This window comes from Streptomyces mobaraensis (genome assembly GCF_020099395.1).
Taxonomy (GTDB): domain Bacteria; phylum Actinomycetota; class Actinomycetes; order Streptomycetales; family Streptomycetaceae; genus Streptomyces.
Genome location: NZ_CP083590.1, coordinates 2,281,515 through 2,294,901 on the forward strand (window position 1 = coordinate 2,281,515; position 13,387 = coordinate 2,294,901).

General features: G+C 73.3%; 14 protein-coding genes, 1 pseudogene and 1 riboswitch. Of the genes and pseudogenes, 8 read left to right on the top strand and 7 right to left on the bottom strand.

The features are described 5' to 3' along the window. Window positions 1–116: 116 nt before the first annotated feature. Window positions 117–1,121: an ABC transporter permease gene (locus K7I03_RS09565; protein ID WP_185941174.1), complete on the bottom strand. Its 1,005-nt coding sequence runs from the start codon at window positions 1,119–1,121 to the stop codon at window positions 117–119. A gap of 424 nt (window positions 1,122–1,545) precedes the next feature. On the opposite strand from K7I03_RS09565, the gene K7I03_RS09570 reads away from it, so the two are divergent. Next, window positions 1,546–1,818, top strand: a complete 273-nt coding sequence (locus K7I03_RS09570; protein ID WP_185941173.1) for a hypothetical protein — start codon at window positions 1,546–1,548, stop codon at window positions 1,816–1,818. 113 nt (window positions 1,819–1,931) lie between these two features. Here K7I03_RS09570 and K7I03_RS09575 read toward each other — a convergent pair whose 3' ends face one another. The 3 genes from K7I03_RS09575 to K7I03_RS34285 form a co-directional block, all read right to left on the bottom strand. After that, window positions 1,932–2,705: an enhanced serine sensitivity protein SseB C-terminal domain-containing protein gene (locus K7I03_RS09575; protein ID WP_224346973.1), complete on the bottom strand. Its 774-nt coding sequence runs from the start codon at window positions 2,703–2,705 to the stop codon at window positions 1,932–1,934. 125 nt (window positions 2,706–2,830) lie between these two features. Beyond that, entirely contained in the window at window positions 2,831–3,610 is a 780-nt protein-coding gene (locus K7I03_RS09580) for an enhanced serine sensitivity protein SseB (RefSeq protein WP_185941172.1), read from the bottom strand. Next, the gene (locus K7I03_RS34285; protein ID WP_398856887.1) at window positions 3,607–4,572 is read right to left on the bottom strand and encodes an AAA family ATPase; all 966 of its coding nucleotides are present in this window, start codon (window positions 4,570–4,572) and stop codon (window positions 3,607–3,609) included. The genes K7I03_RS09580 and K7I03_RS34285 overlap by 4 nt, the downstream gene beginning before the upstream one ends. A gap of 202 nt (window positions 4,573–4,774) precedes the next feature. Then, window positions 4,775–4,893, top strand: a riboswitch (glycine riboswitch). Between the two features lie 158 nt (window positions 4,894–5,051). Here K7I03_RS34285 and gcvT point away from each other — a divergent pair. From gcvT to K7I03_RS09605, 4 genes are all read left to right on the top strand, one after another. Then, window positions 5,052–6,203: a glycine cleavage system aminomethyltransferase GcvT gene (gene gcvT, locus K7I03_RS09590; RefSeq protein WP_185941171.1), complete on the top strand. Its 1,152-nt coding sequence runs from the start codon at window positions 5,052–5,054 to the stop codon at window positions 6,201–6,203. Window positions 6,204–6,289: 86 nt separating this feature from the next. Next, on the top strand, window positions 6,290–6,667 hold the full coding sequence (gene gcvH, locus K7I03_RS09595) for a glycine cleavage system protein GcvH (protein ID WP_185941170.1): 378 nt from the start codon (window positions 6,290–6,292) through the stop codon (window positions 6,665–6,667). Window positions 6,668–6,722: 55 nt separating this feature from the next. Then, window positions 6,723–7,985, top strand: a complete 1,263-nt coding sequence (glyA, locus tag K7I03_RS09600; protein ID WP_185941169.1) for a serine hydroxymethyltransferase — start codon at window positions 6,723–6,725, stop codon at window positions 7,983–7,985. A 130-nt stretch (window positions 7,986–8,115) separates the two neighbouring features. Continuing rightward, window positions 8,116–9,498, top strand: coding sequence for an L-serine ammonia-lyase (locus K7I03_RS09605; protein ID WP_185941168.1), 1,383 nt, complete (start codon window positions 8,116–8,118; stop codon window positions 9,496–9,498). Between the two features lie 76 nt (window positions 9,499–9,574). Here K7I03_RS09605 and K7I03_RS09610 read toward each other — a convergent pair whose 3' ends face one another. Both K7I03_RS09610 and K7I03_RS09615 read right to left on the bottom strand, forming a co-directional pair. Then, window positions 9,575–9,868: a hypothetical protein gene (locus K7I03_RS09610; RefSeq protein WP_185941167.1), complete on the bottom strand. Its 294-nt coding sequence runs from the start codon at window positions 9,866–9,868 to the stop codon at window positions 9,575–9,577. After that, complete coding sequence (locus K7I03_RS09615) at window positions 9,865–10,008, bottom strand: hypothetical protein (protein WP_185941166.1); 144 nt, start codon at window positions 10,006–10,008, stop codon at window positions 9,865–9,867. Before K7I03_RS09615 ends, K7I03_RS09610 begins: the two co-directional genes overlap by 4 nt. Window positions 10,009–10,301: 293 nt before the next feature. On the opposite strand from K7I03_RS09615, the gene K7I03_RS09620 reads away from it, so the two are divergent. From K7I03_RS09620 to K7I03_RS09630, 3 genes and pseudogenes are all read left to right on the top strand, one after another. Then, entirely contained in the window at window positions 10,302–11,609 is a 1,308-nt protein-coding gene (locus tag K7I03_RS09620; protein WP_185941331.1) for a tetratricopeptide repeat protein, read from the top strand. A gap of 16 nt (window positions 11,610–11,625) precedes the next feature. Beyond that, window positions 11,626–11,993, top strand: a pseudogene (locus tag K7I03_RS09625) (hypothetical protein). A gap of 156 nt (window positions 11,994–12,149) precedes the next feature. Then, entirely contained in the window at window positions 12,150–12,311 is a 162-nt protein-coding gene (locus tag K7I03_RS09630) for a hypothetical protein (protein WP_185941165.1), read from the top strand. 25 nt (window positions 12,312–12,336) lie between these two features. Here K7I03_RS09630 and K7I03_RS09635 read toward each other — a convergent pair whose 3' ends face one another. Next, a complete protein-coding gene (locus K7I03_RS09635; RefSeq protein ID WP_185941164.1) occupies window positions 12,337–13,383 on the bottom strand; it encodes an AraC family transcriptional regulator in 1,047 nt (348 codons plus the stop codon). Window positions 13,384–13,387 lie beyond the last annotated feature (4 nt).

Genomic DNA, 13,387 nt, shown 5'->3' on the forward strand with positions numbered 1-13,387 from the left:
GGTTCCTTCAGCTCGTACTCCTGGTGCCGGAGGGACCGGACGGGCGGCGGGACGTTTCCGCTGCCGCTCGCCGCATGTCGCTCCGCGCAGGGTGGTGTTGGGGTGTGCGAGGGCGGCTAGCGCGAGCCCTTGGGGTCCAGGGCGTCCCGGACGCCGTCCCCGAAGAGGTTGAACGCCAGCACGGTGACGAAGATGGCGAGGCCCGGGATCACCATGAACATCGGGTCGCCCTCGTAGGTGTTGACGGCCTTGGAGAGCATCTGCCCCCAGGACGACGTGGGCGGCTTGACGCCGGCGCCGAGGAAGCTGAGCGCGGCCTCGGTGAGGACGTTGGTCGGGATCATCAGCGTGGCGTAGACGGTGATCGGCGCGACCAGGTTGGGCAGCAGCTCGCGGAAGAGGATGTACGTCCGGCCGGCGCCCAGGCTGCGCGCCGCCTCGACGTACTCGCGCTCTCTCAGCGAGAGCGTCTGCCCGCGCACGATGCGTCCCACGTAGGGCCAGCCGAAGAAGCCGATCACCGCGATGAGGACGGCCATCCGGACGCCCGAACCGGTCAGCCCCCAGAGCTCGTTGGGGACGACGGAGATCAGCGCGATGATGAAGAGCAGCTGCGGGAAGGCCAGCAGGGCGTCCATGACCCGGCTCACCACGGTGTCCACCCAGCCGCCGAAATAGCCGGCGATGATGCCCAGGACGGTGCCGATCACCACGGCGACCACGGCCGCGAGGAAGGCGACGAGGAGGGAGACCCGGGCGCCGTAGACGACGCGGCTGAAGACGTCCCGGCCGTTGACCGGCTCGACGCCGAACAGGAAGTCCCCGTTGATGCCGCCCCACGAGCCCTTCGGGGTGCCGAAGAGGGGGTCGATCTGGTCCTCGTGGTACTCGTTCGGCGGGTGGCCCAGCAGGTCCACGATCAGCGGGGCGAAGATCGCGACCAGGATGAGCAGCAGGACCACGATCCCGCCGGCGAGGGCGAGTTTGTCGCGCTTGAGCCGCGTCCAGGCGATGCGCCACGGGGAGCGGCCCTCGATCGTCGTGCCCGGGACCGGGATTTCCGCGTCGGCGACGACGGTCGCGGTCCCGGTCGCGCTCGTCTCGGGGAGTGGTGCCGTCATCGTTCGCTGGACCCCTCTCGGCCGGTGGAACCGGCCTCCGCCGGCCGCCCCGGGGCGGCTGGTCGACCATCACTGACACATGCGGTGCTGTGCGGTGCTGTGGTGCGGGAAGTACAAGCGGAGCTGGTCGTACACCGGACCTGCGGGTCCTTGGAGCGGGAGTCTTCAACGCGTTCACGATCACCCGCCAGACCCGGCGGCCAAAGGATGCGCAACCGTGATGTGCGATGCGAGGTTCCGTTATACGGACGGGGGCGGCCGCTCAGCGAAGGGCGCTCGTCGGTTCACCGCACGGCGCAGGGTGTTACCGACGCCGCACGCAAGACACCAGTACCAGCTGTGCCTTTGACAGGGGCAAGGCGGGCGGTCAGGCTCGCGGACAACCACAGGCGGCTCATCTGCCGCTGAAATCACAGGAGTTGACGTGACACGGAAGCTGATCCGCCGCGCCGCCATGGCGGGCGCGGCGCTCACCCTCGGACTGACCGGCGCCCTGGCCTCGGGAGCGTCCGCGGTGGCGGCGCCCTCCGGGGACCCCACGGTCTCCCGGGCGACCCTCGGCCAGGGCCGCTACATCGACCGCTACGACAACTACCAGCAGTGCCAGGGTGGCGGGGAGTACTTCCTGCGCCACGGCGAGAGTGCCTACCACTGCTACGAGGTATCGGCCGGCTACGAGCTCTGGGTCTGGGCCTGACCCCGAGGGGCACCTCCCCTGCCCGCCGGCCGGTCCGTCGTGAACGGGCCGGCCGGTCCGTGTGCGCGGAGGGTCCGCACTCGGCGCGGAACGACGCCTGGTGCGGGTACCCGTCAGTGCGGGTATCCGTACCCCGGCGCCGGTGCCGGTGCCGGTGCGCCGCTCGGGGCGGGGGCCGCGTGGCCGTAGAACGGGCGGGCGTGGGCGCGCATCCACAGGGCCACCGGGTCGAACTCGTCCGACATCGCCACCGTGGACACCGGCAGCCCCTCTGGCACCACGGCCACCACCTGCTGCATCATCGCCCGGACGGACTCCACGGCGGGCGGCGAGGTGTCGTACAGGTCGAGGCCGATCGCCAGATACGCGGCACCGATCGCCGGCTGGACCCAGGCGCGGCGCAGCGCCCGGACGGCGGGCGTGCGCTGGGCGTGCTGGGCGAGCAGGGCGTAGAACCGGGCGATGTCGACGGTGGGTTCGGAGATCTGGAGGGGGCCCGCGGGCAGCCGGTCCAGGCCGCCGGCGATGCGGCGCAGGTCGAGCCAGGGGATGCCGACGCCGCCGCCCGGGGCGTGCGGGTTGAGCCACAGGCCCCAGCGGCCGGGGTAGAGCGAGGAGGCGAGGGAGCGGCCGGTGACGACCTCGTGGGCGCGGTTCCAGCCGCTGGCGTCGAGCTCGCGCTCGGAGGTGACGCAGGGGGCGTAGCCGAGGCCGTCGACCTCCATGTTCCCGTACTGGGCGTCGGGCGAGCCGGGCCGGCCGTGCCAGAGCAGCATCCACAGCCGGCCGTCGGCGACGGCGTGCAGCAGCGACTCGTAGACGTCGTACCGCCCGGGCGCCACTTGGCGCAGCACCTGCTCCACGCCGCTCTCCGCGCCCGCGCTCACCTGATCCCGCCCCTTCTCACGGCGGACGCTCGCGTCGCGTCCGCCCCCTGCCTCACGGCGCGGTCGCGCCTCCCGTACGGTCGTCCAACCAGCTTACGAGGCCGGGGCGGCATGCAGGGGAGCAGTCACCGGTCACGGTCGTAGAACGGTGCGACGCGGTCCCGCATCCAGTCGGCGACCGGGTCGCGGGTGACGTCCAGGAAGACCGTGCGGACCGGCCAGGGGACGGGAGCCGAGCCCAGGGCGCGGCCCAGCGCGTCCACGGCGGCGGCGCGGCTGTCGTCGTCGGGGAGGTCGAGCTCCACGCCGACGAACAGCTCCGGCGGCCCGCCCTCCACACTGGCCAGGGCACGGCGGGCGGTGCGCACGGCGCGGGCGGCGGTGAACTCCAGTCCCGCGGCGGCGAGGAAGGCCGTGGGCTCGTCCTGCCAGTCGGGCTCGTGCAGGCGCACCCGGCCGCCGGTGGGCTCGCCCTCCAGCCGCAGCCGCCCCGCCCGGCAGAGCTCGGCGACGGCGGCGGGCGGCAGCGGCACGGCGACCGTGCCCTCGAAGTTGACGACCAGGCCGACCTGCGGGGGCAGGCCGCGGGCGAACTCCACGGCGGGGGCGACCGCGTAGGCCATGTGGTCGCCGATGACGCGGCGGAACTGCTCCTCGGAGCTGAACACCGGCACGAACGCGGCGCCGCCGAGCTCGACGGTGGGCAGGTCGAGGTCGGGGCTGTCGGGGCCGCCGCCCTTGGGCAGGGGTATCCAGACCTCGCTGCGGCCGAGCACCTCGACGACGCGCTCGCCGGTGCCGGGGACGCCCGCGCAGGCGGCGAGGGTCTCCTCCAGTTCGTTGGCGGGCCAGCTGGGGGCCTCGCCCCGGACCCGCTCGGTGCCGTGCAGCTCGGGGCCGCTCATCCGTTCTCCCCACGGTCTCGTCGCGCTCGCACCCGCACCTTAACGGCCGGCTCTCCGTCAGGGGGCGGGAGGGGGACGGCGGGCGGGCGGGGCGGCCGGCGCGCGGCGGGGACGGTGGGGGCGGTGGAGGCGGCGGGGGCGGTGGACGGTCCCGAAGAGGAAGGGGCGGCAGGGGCGGCAGGAGTGGAGAGTGCTCCCGACGCGAAGGGGGCGGCGGGGGCAGAAGGGGCGGCCGGCGCTCCCGGCGCGGGCACTCCCCCCGCACCCCGCCCCGCGAAGGTGATCGTCCGCAGCGCCGCCGCGGCCGGGCGGTCGAGCAGGAAGACGCCCGCCGCGCCCGCCGGCGGCCGGCCCGCTTCCGCCGCCGCGATCAGCCGCTCCATGGCGCGGCGGTGGCGCCCGAACGCGGCCCGGGAGACCGTCCGCCCCCGGGCCCGCTGCCCGGCGAGCGCGGTCCCGGGCTCGACGGCGAGCAGCAGGACGTGCAGCGCGGTGCCGCGCCGCCGCGCCTCGCGGGCCAGCAGCCGGCGGACCCAGCCGCGCTGCCCGCAGTCGTGCACGACGAGGCTCGCGCCGGAGCGCAGGGCGCGCCACAGGTGCGCGTAGTGCACGAGGCGCGCGAGGGGGCGGTAGGCGCCGTACGGAAGCCGTACGGGCAGCCCGCGCAACCGGCGCTCCAGGCGGGCCCGGGAGTCCTGCGAGTCGACGCTGCGGACGGGGTCGCCCCGGCCGTCGAGGGCGGGCACGACCCGCCGGATCAGGGTGGACTTCCCGGCGCCGGGCAGGCCGGAGACGACCAGCAGGTCCCCGGCGCGGCAGCCCAGCTCCGCGCTGGGCCGCGCGGCCCCGCGCAGGTCGCGCACCCGCGCCCCGGCGGTCCCCGCCGTCCGTGTCGCCCGCGCGGCATCCGCCGCCCCCCTCTGGACGCCCGTTCGCACCGCTCCCCCGTCCTCGTCCGCCACACCGCCACACCGCCGCGCCGCGGCTCCGTCGCCCGGTGCTCACGGTGTACCCCATCCGCATACGGACGGAGTAAAGGAAAAGTAATCCAATGCGATGGGCTCCGAACGGTCCATCGCACGCCCGTACGTGCAATGATGTGCGCGCCAAGAGCACGACCACCTGCGTACACGCACACCTGCGTACAACTGCATACCGGCCGCTCGAATCCGCGCGGGAGAGTCCCGGCCATGTGCCTGCCGCACCGCGGCACGCCGCATGCCGGGCGCCGAAGGAGCAAGTTCCTCCCTTGAATCTCTCAGGCCCCGTACCGCGCAGGGTGAGGCAGATCTGAAAAGCGGACCGCCCGGCGGTCCCACCCAAGGTGCAAGCCGCGTGCCCTCCGGGGCTCCCGGTGAACCTCTCAGGTTCCGATGACAGATGGGGAGGCCGTCCTTCGACGTCCCCGCGTCCTCGCGACCGCTGCCCGGGAGCCTTGATCATGTCTGCCGCAGAGACCTCACAGCCCTCAGAGACCGCCGCCCCGCGTCGTACCGCGCTCGACGCGCTGCACCGCGCCCTGGGCGCGACGATGACCGACTTCGCCGGCTGGGACATGCCCCTCCGCTACGGGAGCGAGCGCGACGAGCACGTGGCCGTCCGCACCCGCGCCGGTCTGTTCGACCTCTCCCACATGGGCGAGATCACCCTTACGGGTCCGCAGGCCGGCCAGGCCCTGGACCACGCCCTGGTGGGCAACCTCTCCGCGTTGAAGCCGGGCCGCGCCCGCTACACGATGATCTGCGACGAGCGCGGCGGCATCCTGGACGACCTGATCGTCTACCGGCTGGCGGACGAGGAGTACATGGTCGTCGCCAACGCCTCCAACGCCCAGGTGGTGCTGGACGCGCTCACCGAGCGGGCCGCCGGCTTCGGGACCGAGGTGCGGGACGACCGCGAGAACTACGCGCTGCTCGCCGTCCAGGGCCCGGCCTCCCCCGCCATCCTCAAGTCGGTCACCGACGCCGACCTCGACGGCCTCAAGTACTACGCGGGCCTGCCCGGCACGGTCGCCGGCGTCCCGGCGCTGATCGCCCGCACCGGCTACACCGGCGAGGACGGCTTCGAGCTGTTCGTCGCCCCCGCCGACGCGGAGAAGCTGTGGCAGGCGCTCACCGAGGCGGGCGCGGACGCCGGCCTGGTGCCCTGCGGCCTGTCCTGCCGGGACACGCTGCGTCTGGAGGCGGGCATGCCGCTGTACGGGCACGAGCTGACGACGGCGACCACGCCGTTCGACGCCGGGCTCGGCCGCGTCGTCAAGTTCGACAAGCCCGGCGACTTCGTGGGGCGCGCGGCGCTGGAGGCCGCCGCCGAGCGCGCCGCCGACGCCCCGCCGCGCACGCTGGTGGGCCTGGTGGCGACCGGGCGGCGGGTGCCGCGGGCCGGTTACCCGGTGGTGGACGCCGCCTCCGGCGCGGTCATCGGCGAGGTCACCTCGGGTGCGCCCTCCCCCACGCTCGGCAAGCCGATCGCCATCGCCTACGTGGACGCGGCCCACGCCGCGCCCGGCACGGCCGGGGTCGCGGTGGACATCCGCGGCAGCCACGAGCCGTACGAGGTCGTCGCCCTGCCGTTCTACAAGCGGGAGCGCTGAGCCCGCCCGGCGTCCCCCGTCGTTCTCCGTCTCACCTGTCAAGACCCCTTGCACGAGCACCCACCCGCGTACAGGAGAATCAACCCATGAGCAACCCCCAGCACCTCCGCTACACCAAGGAGCACGAGTGGCTGTCGGCCACGGATGAGAACGGTGTGGCGACGGTGGGTATCACCGAGTTCGCGGCCAGCGCGCTCGGAGACGTCGTCTTCGCCCAGCTCCCGGCCGTCGGCGACACCGTCACCGCGGGCGAGACCTGTGGTGAGCTGGAGTCCACCAAGTCGGTCAGCGACCTCTACGCCCCCGTCACGGGCGAGGTCGTCGAGGCCAACCAGGACGTCGTGGACGACCCCTCGCTGGTGAACTCCGCCCCCTTCGAGGGCGGCTGGCTGTTCAAGGTGAAGATCACGGACGAGCCGGCGGAGCTGCTGACCGCCGACGCGTACACGGACTTCGCCGGCTGACCCCGCGTCCCGCCTTCCCCCGGCCCCTCCCGGCCCCTCCCGCCAGGAAGAACTCATGTCGCTTCTGAACAGCTCCCTCCATGAGCTCGACCCCGACGTCGCCGCCGCTGTCGACGCCGAACTCCACCGTCAGCAGTCCACGCTGGAAATGATCGCCTCGGAGAACTTCGCTCCGGTCGCGGTCATGGAGGCCCAGGGCTCGGTCCTCACCAACAAGTACGCCGAGGGCTACCCGGGCCGCCGCTACTACGGCGGCTGCGAGCACGTCGACGTCGTCGAGCAGATCGCCATCGACCGGATCAAGGCGCTGTTCGGCGCCGAGGCCGCCAACGTGCAGCCGCACTCGGGCGCCCAGGCCAACGCCGCGGCGATGTTCGCGCTGCTCAAGCCGGGCGACACCATCCTGGGTCTGAACCTCGCCCACGGCGGGCACCTGACCCACGGCATGAAGATCAACTTCTCGGGCAAGCTCTACAACGTGGTCGCCTACCACGTCGACGAGCAGACCAACCTGGTCGACATGGAGGAGGTCGAGCGCCTCGCCAAGGAGCACCGCCCCAAGCTGATCGTCGCCGGCTGGTCCGCCTACCCGCGCCAGCTGGACTTCGCGGCGTTCCGCCGGATCGCGGACGAGGTCGGCGCGTACCTGATGGTCGACATGGCCCACTTCGCGGGCCTGGTCGCCGCCGGGCTGCACCCCTCCCCGGTGCCGCACGCGCACGTCGTGACCACCACCACGCACAAGACCCTCGGCGGTCCGCGCGGCGGTGTGATCCTCTCCACGGCCGAGCTCGCCAAGAAGATCAACTCGGCGGTCTTCCCCGGCCAGCAGGGCGGCCCGCTGGAGCACGTGATCGCGGCCAAGGCGGTCTCCTTCAAGGTCGCGGCCAGCGAGGAGTTCAAGGAGCGCCAGCAGCGCACGCTGGAGGGCGCGAAGATCCTGGCCGAGCGCCTGGTCCAGGACGACGTCAAGGAGCACGGCGTCTCCGTCCTGTCCGGCGGCACGGACGTGCACCTGGTCCTCGTCGACCTGCGCAACTCCCAGCTGGACGGCCAGCAGGCCGAGGACCGCCTCCACGAGGTCGGCATCACGGTCAACCGCAACGCCATCCCGAACGACCCGCGCCCCCCGATGGTCACCTCGGGCCTGCGGATCGGCACCCCGGCGCTGGCCACCCGCGGCTTCACCACCGAGGACTTCCGCGAGGTCGCGGACGTCATCGCGGAGGCCCTGAAGCCCGAGTACGACGCCCCGGCGCTGCGCGCCCGCGTCACCGCGCTGGCGGACAAGCACCCGCTGTACCCCGGCCTGAAGTAGGACCGGACCTCCGGTTTTACCGGGATGTACGGGGCATCGCGCACACTGGTGGTGAGCGCGGTGCCCCGCACCACGTCACACACAGCCGTAAACCCCCCTCGTACCACCCCCGACCCAAGGAGCTGCCACCGTGGCCATCTCCGTCTTCGATCTCTTCTCGATCGGCATAGGCCCGTCCAGCTCCCACACGGTCGGCCCGATGCGCGCCGCCCGGATGTTCGTGGGCCGCCTCAAGAAGGACGGCCTGCTCGCCCAGACCGCCTCGGTGCGCGCGGAGCTCTTCGGCTCCCTCGGCGCCACCGGGCACGGCCACGGGACGCCCAAGGCCGTCCTGCTCGGCCTGGAGGGCCACTCGCCGCGCACCGTCGACGTCGAGATCGCCGACGACGAGGTGGAGCGCATCCGCACCACCAAGCGCCTGCGCCTCCTCGGCACCGAGATCGGCTCGGCCCACGAGATCGACTTCGACGCCTCCACCCAGCTGATCCTGCACCGCCGCCGCGCCCTGCCGTACCACGCCAACGGCATGACCCTCTTCGCCTACGACGAGAGCGGCGCGCCCCTGCTGGAGAAGACCTACTACTCGGTCGGCGGCGGCTTCGTGGTGGACGAGGACGCGGTCGGCGCGGACCGGATCGTCCCCGACGACACCGTCCTGAAGTACCCCTTCCGCACCGGCGACGAGCTGCTGCGGATGTCCCGCGAGTCCGGCCTGTCGATCTCCGCGATGATGATGGAGAACGAGAAGGCCTGGCGCACCGAGGACGAGATCCGGGCCGGCCTGCTGGAGATCTGGCGCGTCATGCAGGCGTGCGTCAGCCGCGGCATGTCCCGCGAGGGCATCCTCCCCGGCGGCCTCAAGGTCCGCCGCCGCGCCGCGAGCACCTCCCGCCAGCTGCGCGCCGAGGGCGACCCGCAGGCCCGCGCGATGGAGTGGATCACCGTCTACGCGATGGCGGTCAACGAGGAGAACGCGGCCGGCGGCCGCGTCGTCACCGCCCCCACCAACGGCGCCGCCGGCATCATCCCGGCCGTCCTGCACTACTACATGAACTTCGTGCCCGGCGCGGACGAGGAGGGCGTCGTCCGCTTCCTGCTCGCCGCGGGCGCGATCGGCATGCTCTTCAAGGAGAACGCCTCCATCTCCGGCGCCGAGGTGGGCTGCCAGGGCGAGGTCGGCTCGGCCTGCTCCATGGCCTCCGGCGGCCTCGCCGAGGTCATGGGCGGCTCCCCCGAGCAGGTCGAGAACGCGGCCGAGATCGGCATGGAGCACAACCTCGGCCTCACCTGCGACCCGGTCGGCGGCCTGGTCCAGATCCCGTGCATCGAGCGCAACGGCATGGCCGCGGCGAAGGCCGTCACGGCGGCCCGCATGGCCCTGCGCGGCGACGGCCGGCACCACGTCTCCCTCGACAAGGTCATCAAGACCATGAAGGAGACCGGCGCCGACATGAAGGTCAAGTACAAGGAGACGGCCCGGGGCGGGCTGGCGGTCAACGTCATCGAGTGCTGAGCGCGCCGACGCGCTGATCTTCCGACGCCCCGCCCGGTCCGCCGGGCGGGGCGTCGCCTTTACGGCGCGGCGGCCGTCAGGCGTGCACCCGCCGGTGGTCCCGCCGCCAGTGCCCGGCCCGCTCCCGGGCGGCCCGGGCCTCGGCGGCCGCGTCGCCCGCTCGCACGGCGTTGGCGAGCGCGTCCCGCAGGGCCGCGCAGCGGACGCACGGGCGGCGGGGCCGCTGGGAGACGGCGGGGAGGGTGTACGCGCCTCCGGCACCGGATCCGTGCGGGACGGTGACCACGTACTCGCGCATGACCGCCAAGTCCGGACGCCGGGGCGGATGCTCACCGACTCCCACGGCTTCCCCGTCACCCGATCCGGTCATCGCGCGCCCCCTTCCGGGTCGAGCCCCAGCGCACGCCGCTCGTCGGGGGAGGCGAGGGCCAGGCGGTACCGGGGGCACCACCAGGAACCGGTGCCGCCGGTCCCCAGGAGCCGTACCTTGCCGCCCTGGGTCTCCCTCACGAGCCCCAGCCTTCCCGTGTCCATGTCCTTGACCAGTCGCCCCAGTGGCACCGGCGCAGCCGCGGCCGGAGGCAGCGGAACGAGCGGTGGGCATACGGCCCCGCGCCGGTCTGTCCTGCCACGGAAATCAGCCATCTGTCTCCATTGGTGGTCGTGTTGGCCATACGGACAGAGAACCGACCAGCCCGGCCTGGCGGTACGGTTGCCTGGGCGTCGGGGCTTAAGAGCTTTAAGTGACCGTCCGGCACGAGGACGTGAGTGCTGTGAGTGAACCACTGGTCAACGCGGGCCTGATGAGGCTGTACCGCGAGTCCGGGTGGACGCTGCGCCGGTTCGCTCAGGAGGTGAACCGGCTCGGGACGGAGCGGGGTACCCCCCTCAAGTACCGGGAGCCATCGGTGCATCAGTGGCTCGGCGGGCACCTGCCCAGGGAGTCCGTACGGCCGCTGGTCGTCGAGGTACTGTCCCGGCGGCTCGGCCGTCCGGTCACGTACGCGGAGGCCGGTTTTCCTGCCCCTCGGACGGGGGGAGAGGGGGCGGGCACGACCGAGGAGCTGCTCGCCCTCGGCAGGCAGGACATGGATCCGTCACGGCGCGGCGTCCTCGGGGCGGGGCTGTTCTCCGTCGTCCTCACCGTCCCGCACTGGCAGGACGTGGTCGGTCGCATGGAGGCGGTCGCGCACGGCGGGCCGCGCCGGTACGGTGCGCCGGACGTCGCCATGGTGTCCGCCATGACGGAACGGATCTCGGCGCTCGACGACAGCTTCGGAGGGCGCCACGCGCGGCCGATGGCGGCGGCGTTCCTCGTCAACACCGTCGCGCCGTACCTCCGCGCGGACGCCCCCGAGTCCGTACGGCAGGCGATGCTGTCGGCCGCCGCCGACCTGTGCTACCTGACCGGCTACATGGCCGTCGACGAGGGCCTCCACGGCCTGGCCCAGCGCTACTACGTCAAGGCTCTGGAGCTGGCCGGTGCGGCGGGTGACCACCTCACGTACTGCACCACCCTGCGCGGGATGAGCGTCCAGGCCGTGGACCTCGGGCACGGACGGGAGGCCCTGCGCCTGGCCGACGCCGCTGCCGCCGCGTCGCCGCAGGCGGGCCCCCGGATGCGGGCCTTCCTGGCCGGGCAGCAGGCGCACGCTGCGGCCCGCACCGGGGACCGGGCGAGCGCGCTGGCGTACCTCCGGGAGGCGGAGGTGGCGATGGAGAAGGCCGAGTCCCGGGCGAAGGCGTTCGGCTCGTACGACCCCTCGTCGCTGCTGTACCACGTGAGCCAGGTCCGTTACGAACTCCGGGACGTCACCGGTTCGGTGGCCGCGCTGAAGGAGTCGGACCGGGTACGGCAGGCAGTGTTCCGGCGGGCCCGCGTCCGGCACCGCTGCACCCTCGCCGAACGGCAGCTGGAGGTCGGCCACTTGGAAGTAGCCTGCCGGACCTGGCACCTCGCCCTGGACGACTACCCCGACGTCCACTCCGGCCGCGCGGACGACCGCGTCCGCGCCCTGACCGCCCGCCTCCGCCCGCATCTCCGCAACCGCGCCGCGAGGGAACTCCGCGAACGGGCGCGCCGCCTCGCCCCCGCGCTCGCGGGGGCGTGAACCGAAAGGAACCCACTTGTCCGAGACCGAAGGTGCCCGGCTGTTCCGCGAAGCGTGGATCGCCGGCGTGCGCGCGCACTTTCCCGGGGAGCCCAAGCCCGGCTACGTCACCCCGTGGGAGGACACGCCGGACTGGGAACGGGCCGCCGCGGGAGCCGTGTACGAGCAGGTGCGGCGGTTCCTCGCCGTCAGCGACGGGCACGCGACGCGGCTGACGCGCGAGCAGAAGGGCCGGTTCGTGGCCCTCTGCTGGACGGCGCAGATGTACCGGCACTTCACGGACCCGAAGCCGGGGTACGTCGCGGACTGGCCCGAACTGCCCGCCTGGCAACGGAGACGGACGCCGACATCTTCGAGGCGATCGAGAAGGCGTCCGCCGGCTGAGCGCCGCCCAGCCTTCCGGCGGGCACGCGCGGCAGGGGCGTCACTCCTCTCGTAGCCTCCAGGAATACGAGAGGACACGCGGGCGGAAGGGAGCACGGCGGCATGCCGAATCGAGGGGGTAAGGCGGGCCGGTCCGCCGGGTGTTTGTCGTCTCGCATGCTCGTTCTCGGAGTGTGCGCCTCCGTCGGCGGGTTCGCCGGTGCGATCCGGGGCGTCGCGTCAGGGGCGAGCGTGTTCCAGGTTCTGGCGGCGCTGGGCATCGGCGCGCTCGGGCTCACGCTCGCGATCGCCTACGTGGTGGACTTCGGCAGGCGGTGACACCGCGCGCCCGGAGCGCGGGTGCTCAGGCCCCGGCCGCCGGCCCGCCGGTCTCCCCCGGCCCGCGCTCCTCCGCCGACCACCGCCGTACCGCACGCCGCAGCGACCGCGGGTCGGAGTAGCCGAGGCGGTCGGCGAGGGCCGCGTTGGCGGGGCGGCCGGTGCGGCGGGCCTGGGTGGCGTGGCGGCGGCGGGCGGCGTCCAGTTCCGTGCGCCAGGTGGTGCCGGATTCGGCGAGGCGGCGTTGGAGGGTGCGGCGGCTCATGGTGAGGCGCCGGGCGACGTGGTCGAGGGCCGGGGGGCCTTCGGCGAGGCAGGCGTCGAGTGCGTGGCGGAACTGGTCGCGCCAGTCGGCGGGCGGGGGCGGGGGCAGGGTCGCCGCGTAGCGGCCGAGGATGGCGCCCAGTCGCGGGTCGGCGCCGAGGACCGGGCGGGCCAGGTCGGCGGTGCGGAAGGTGACCGTGGCGCGGTCCTGGCCGAAGTCGACGCCGCGTTCGGCGGCGAGCGCCTCGGTCAGGTTGGCGTGCCGGCGCGGGGCCGGCTGGGAGAAGCCGACGTGCAGCGGGTGCACGGGCGTGCCCGTCACCCCCCGCGAGCGCGCGCAGAGCACGGCCAGGGCGAACTGCTCGGCGAGTTCCACCTGCCGGGGCTCGCCCTCCAGGTAGTGGAAGGAGAAGGTCGTCTCGCGCTCGTCCTGGGTGTGGAGCGCGAAGCGGCCATTGGTGGTGATGAAGTGCAGGTACCGGGTGCTGGTCTCCATCGCGGCGCCGAGCGTGGGCGCGTTGGTGAAGAGGTAGTCGAAGAGGCCGAGGGCGCCCAGGCTGTAGAGGCCGGCGATGGACACCGGGGAGTCCGGGGTGTCCAGGGCCCGTTCGACCAGTTCCCAGACGTGCATCGTCCGGCGGGCCGGGATGGTGACCTCGTCCTCGGCCAGTGCCCAGTCGGGCACCCCGGCCTCGCGGGCGATGCGGTCGGGGTCGGCGCCGTTCGCCGCCGCCGCGGTGAGGAGGAACTTCGACAGGACGATGGAGTCCAGCTCACCGGTCGTCCCGGTCGTCAGCGCTTCTGCCATGCGG

What these genes read in the sequence shown, in the direction of transcription:
- K7I03_RS09565 (WP_185941174.1), bottom strand. Translation starts at nt 1,121, where the DNA reads ATGACGGCACCACTCCCCGAGACGAGCGCGACCGGGACCGCGACCGTC.
- K7I03_RS09580 (WP_185941172.1), bottom strand. Translation starts at nt 3,610, where the DNA reads ATGAGCGGCCCCGAGCTGCACGGCACCGAGCGGGTCCGGGGCGAGGCC.
- gcvT (WP_185941171.1), top strand. Translation starts at nt 5,052, where the DNA reads ATGTCTGCCGCAGAGACCTCACAGCCCTCAGAGACCGCCGCCCCGCGT.
- gcvH (WP_185941170.1), top strand. Translation starts at nt 6,290, where the DNA reads ATGAGCAACCCCCAGCACCTCCGCTACACCAAGGAGCACGAGTGGCTG.
- glyA (WP_185941169.1), top strand. Translation starts at nt 6,723, where the DNA reads ATGTCGCTTCTGAACAGCTCCCTCCATGAGCTCGACCCCGACGTCGCC.
- K7I03_RS09610 (WP_185941167.1), bottom strand. Translation starts at nt 9,868, where the DNA reads ATGACCGGATCGGGTGACGGGGAAGCCGTGGGAGTCGGTGAGCATCCG.
- K7I03_RS09620 (WP_185941331.1), top strand. Translation starts at nt 10,302, where the DNA reads ATGAGGCTGTACCGCGAGTCCGGGTGGACGCTGCGCCGGTTCGCTCAG.
- K7I03_RS09630 (WP_185941165.1), top strand. Translation starts at nt 12,150, where the DNA reads ATGCTCGTTCTCGGAGTGTGCGCCTCCGTCGGCGGGTTCGCCGGTGCG.
- K7I03_RS09635 (WP_185941164.1), bottom strand. Translation starts at nt 13,383, where the DNA reads ATGGCAGAAGCGCTGACGACCGGGACGACCGGTGAGCTGGACTCCATC.